Genomic DNA, 2323 nt, shown 5'->3' on the forward strand with positions numbered 1-2323 from the left:
AATTAGAGTCGATGCCTGTGTTACCACAGGACACCTCTCCTTCAGAACGCGGACGTGCAGCTTTCACTGCATCCGGCTCCTAGTCTGACACCTAATAAGTCGGGTTTAACCCGCTGTTCGGACTCTCACCTGACCATGAACGGTCTGATGCTGGTGACATTCACGATGTAGAACTTCCAAATTTATAGGTTTCCAATTGTTATGGTTGCCGTCGATATGGTGTAGTTGTGCAATATCACCTGACATGAACGATAGATTACATTCTGTACATTTGTGATTCTGTTTCTTGAGAAGTCGTGCCGTTATTCCATCGTAGTTAGCATTCTCTCGTTTTGACCAATAAACAAAATCGCCATCATAGGGTGATTTATCTCCCTTGACAATGACAAACTTGCAGGCTGACCAACTAACCGCAGGAATTGCTCTTTTTATAACCTTATTGGTTTGATAACGGTTGTATCTTCCTTGTTTCCGAATGAATTTCCATAACCAATAGTGCAGTGACCACAGGTCGTGTTGACTCATATCGCAGAATCTATGGTAATTTCTCCACCCTCTTACCACCGAACCACACTTGTTGATTCGATGCTCGAGAGTGAAACGACTATCTTTTATCACTTCTTTAACTTTTGCCTTAATGCTAATTGTAGCTTTTTGACTTGGTGTTGAAATGAATTTACCATTGGGCTTAACTGAGAAGTTCCACCCAAGGAAGTCGAAACCATCTGTACTATGTACGACTTTGGTTTTGGCTTCTTTAACTTTTAATCCTCTTGTTTCCAAGAATTTATCAATGTATCCTCGGAGGGGCTCAGGGTCGTCTTCTGGTTTCAGAATAAACACAACGTCATCCGCATAACGAAATCCAGTAATAGTGTCTATGTATCTGCCACCATTTCTGATTTTCAATCTAACCTCATGACCAACGTTCTCTAATCCGTGAAGAACTATATTTGCTAGTAATGGGCTGAAAACTCCACCTTGCGGTGTACCGGATTCTGATGAAGGAAATTCTCCTCTGACTCCAGCTTTTATTGCCCTAAATACCCCTTGTTTTGCTGCCTTTGGTAGTTGGACTGATTGCATTAAGAATTTGTGGTCAATCTTGTCGAAACATTTTTCAATATCCAATTCCAAAATTCTTTTTTCTAACCCATTACTGCTAGAGTTTAGATTATTGAATAATTGTCTCTGGATATCATGGCAGCTTCTGCTAGGTCTAAACCCATAAGAATGAGCGTTGAACGTAGCTTCTGCTGCGGGTTCCAAGGCATATTTGATGAGACATTGATATGCTCTGTCGCTAATGGTCGGGATTCCTAGTCCTCTTTTAGTTCCGTCTACTTTGGGGATATACACTCGCTTTAAGGGCTGATGTTTCCATTGCTTCCAGTTCTTAACTAACACTTCAAATAGTGCCAGTCTTTGTGAGGGTTCGAGGGCTTTCTTTCCGTCCACCCCTGCGGTTTTCCGTCCAGTATTTAACTGTGTCACTTGCCGAATAGCAAGCAATTTCGCTGCTCTGGAGCTTAATAAAAGTTTTTGAAGCTTACGTACTAGGAGCACGTTACCGTTCTTTTGAGCCTTGAATATTCTCACTTGTAGGCGAAATACAATTTTCCGCAGCTTGCGCCAAGGAATTGATTTCCATTTATCAACTGGATTTAACTCCGTTGCCATAACATTCTCTACGCCTGAATGAACATTTTCTATGTAAACCGTACCCAGTTGTCCAAGAGTCCTGATTTCTTGAATTTTTGAGTACATCTTACCAGCTCTACCCGCTAACCCTTATTTAAGGAGTCCACAATTTGAGAAATTAATCTCCTCAAATTGAAGGTTGAAAGAGCCGTTTTATTCGTTCCTCGGTTTAGTTGTTTTGTAGTTTTAGGTTCTCTCATTTCGCCCACGATTTCCCAGAATTGCATTTATCCAGTTCAAAATAATGCGGGTATTTTCACACTTGAAGTGTTAGGTTGTGTCGTTGTTCGACCTTGATTTCGGTCGTTCACGTTCAGACGCTTTTTCCGAGAGTTCAACTAATGTTTAACCTTGACTACTTACCTATACGAGTTGCTACCATCTCAGGTTTGTTATTCTCGTTCTGTCCCCAGCTTCATTTTTAGAGTTTGTTCTCTATCCATGTGGGCAGTTTTGGCATCACGCCATTCCTAGCGGGTAAGACTTGTCAAATTTGAGTTTGACGCACTCACACTAAACTAAAGTTATCTCTACTATATTTCTGAGTTTGCACTCAAGGCGGTGTAGAGACGATTTTCCTCCTAAGTTTTATGAGACTTTGGTTTCAATCAACGAACCGCAC

General features: G+C 41.2%; 1 protein-coding gene. It reads right to left on the reverse strand.

The features are described 5' to 3' along the window. Positions 1 to 105: 105 nt before the first annotated feature. A complete protein-coding gene (gene ltrA, locus JGK14_RS33925; RefSeq protein ID WP_293233799.1) occupies positions 106 to 1767 on the reverse strand; it encodes a group II intron reverse transcriptase/maturase in 1662 nt (553 codons plus the stop codon). Between the last annotated feature and the right edge of the window lie 556 nt (positions 1768 to 2323).

This window comes from Microcoleus sp. PH2017_28_MFU_U_A, assembly GCF_020738035.1.
Lineage (GTDB): Bacteria > Cyanobacteriota > Cyanobacteriia > Cyanobacteriales > Microcoleaceae > Microcoleus.